General features: G+C 68.9%; 2 protein-coding genes and 1 pseudogene. All 3 read left to right on the forward strand.

Going from position 1 to position 2,251, the window contains the following annotated elements; all coding sequences use genetic code 11:
- Positions 1–456 (forward strand): glutathione S-transferase C-terminal domain-containing protein (locus HC022_RS24535; protein WP_167454135.1); only part of this gene is annotated, 456 nt, incomplete at its 5' end.
- A gap of 1 nt (position 457) precedes the next feature.
- Entirely contained in the window at positions 458–1,813 is a 1,356-nt protein-coding gene (locus HC022_RS24540; protein ID WP_167454136.1) for an amidohydrolase, read from the forward strand.
- A gap of 13 nt (positions 1,814–1,826) precedes the next feature.
- Positions 1,827–2,251: pseudogene (locus tag HC022_RS24545) on the forward strand (BMP family ABC transporter substrate-binding protein); the annotation flags it as partial.

The following is a 2,251-nucleotide window of genomic DNA, read 5'->3' on the forward strand; positions in this document are numbered from 1 at the left end:
GCCGCCCATGACGCCCCCGCCTGGCTGGGCGACGACACCCCGGTCATGCGCGCCCGCGTGGCGCAGTGGCTGGCCTTCGCGCAGCGGCTGACCGACAGCGCAGGTGCCGCGCGCGCCCATGACATGCTGCTGGCACCCGGCGACATCGACGCGCTGCGCGCCGACGCCACCACCGCCCTGCGCGAGCTCGAGGCGGCGCTCTCCGCCGCCCGCCGCCGGGGCGAGAGCTTCCTCGCGGGCAACCGTCCGACCATCGCCGACATCGCCTGCTTCCCGCACGTGGCGCTGGCGCCGGATGGAGGGCTGCCGCTCGATCCCTATCCGTCGATCCGGCTCTGGATGCGGGCGCTGCGCGGGCTCGAGGGCTTCATCGAGATGCCCGGCATCCACCGCCTGCACGAACTGCTGCCCGAGCCCGGGCCGATGCCCGACGTGATTCGCAAGGAGCGTGCCTGACATGTCCGGATACCTGCTGAAAGGCTGCGCCGCCGTGGTGACCGGCAACGGGGTGCTGCGCGACGTCGACCTGCTGACCGAGGGCCCCGCCATCAAGGCCATTGGCCCCTCGCTCGAGGCCAAGGGGGCCGAGGTCATCGACGCCGCGGGCTGGTTCGTCTACCCGGGCCTCGTCAACACGCACCACCACTTCTTCCAGTGCTTCGTGCGCAACCGCGTCGATCTGGACTGGACCAGGCTGTCCGTCATCGAATGGCTCGACCGGATCTACCCGATCTTCGCCGAGCTTACCGAGGACTGCTTCTACCACGCCTCGGTGACGGCGCTGGCGGAGCTTGCCAAGCACGGCTGCACCACCGCCTTCGACCACCAGTACTGCTTCCCGCGCAAGGCCGGAAAGGGCATCGTCGACCGCCAGTTCGAGGCTGCCGAGAAGATCGGCCTGCGCTTCCATGCGGGCCGGGGCACCAACACGCTGCCGAAGTCCGAAGGCTCGACCATCCCCGACGAGATGCTCGAGACCACCGACGAGTTCCTCGCCGATTGCGAGCGGCTCATCGACGCCTACCACGATGCGGGGCCGTTCTCGATGCGGCAGGTGTCGCTGGCGCCGTGCCAGCCGGTGAACGGCTACCGCGAGACCTTTGTCGAGAGCATCCGGCTTGCCCGCGACAAGGGCGCCATCCTGCACACCCATGTGGGCGAGGGCGAATCCGAGGTCATCCGCGCCCGTCACGGCATGCGCACCGTCGACTACCTCGAAGAGATGGGTTTCTGTGGCCCCGACACCTTCTACGCCCATTGCTGGGAGCTTACCGACGCCGAGCTGCGCCAGATGGCGGCCAGCGGCACCGGCGTGTCGCATTGCCCCGAGCCGGTCTACCTCGTGGGCGCCGAAGTCACGCCCATTCCGGCGATGGAGGCCTTCGGCGTGCGCGTGGGGCTGGGTTGTGACGGGGCGGCGAGCAACGACAACTCGAACCTCATGCACTGCCTGCACTCTGCCTACATGCTGCAATGCCTCGTCGCGTCCTCGCGCGAGCATCCTGTGCCGGACCCGGCGACGTTCCTGCGCTACGGCACCTCGGGCGGGGCGTCGCTCTTGGGCCGCACCGACATCGGTCAGCTGGTGCCCGGCATGGCGGCGGATCTCTTCGCCATCGACAGCCGCCGGATGGATTACGTGGGCACCCGCCACGACCCCGAAAGCCTGATCCCCCGCGTGGGCATCGGCATGGCCACCGACATGACCATGGTCAACGGCAAGATCGTCTGGGCCGACGGGGAATTCCCGGGGCTCGACGAACGGGAGATGGCCGCCGACGCAGAAGCGGCCCTCGCAACCATCGATATTTGACAGGGAGACATCGATGACCACTCTGAACCGCCGCAGGTTCCCGCAGACCTCCGCCGCCACCGGCCTCGCCGCCGGTCTTCCCGGGCTCGCCCACGCGCAGGACCCGCTGGGCATCGCGCTCGTCGTGCCGTCGCCGGTGGGCGAGGTGGGCTGGTCCCACGCGCTTGCCATGGGGCTTGAGCCGATCAAGGCCGAGTACGGCGATGGCGTGAACATCACCATTCTCGAGAACATCCCCGAGGGCCCGGACGCCGACCGCATCATGAACAAGGTGGTCTCGGACGGTACAAGGGTTCTGGTCGCCGGCAGCTTCGGCTACCAGAACGGCGCCATGCAGATCGCCCGCCGCAACCCCGACGTCACCGTGCTGCACGCCTCGGGCTTCATGGTCGCGCCGAACTTCTCGCCCTTCGCGGCGAAGTACTTCCAGGGCACCTA

This window comes from Salipiger sp. HF18 (assembly GCF_011806505.1).
Taxonomy (GTDB): domain Bacteria; phylum Pseudomonadota; class Alphaproteobacteria; order Rhodobacterales; family Rhodobacteraceae; genus Salipiger; species Salipiger thiooxidans.

Excerpts from the sequence above, each read along its gene's own strand:
- HC022_RS24540 (WP_167454136.1), top strand. The coding sequence starts at position 458 with ATGTCCGGATACCTGCTGAAAGGCTGCGCCGCCGTGGTGACCGGCAAC.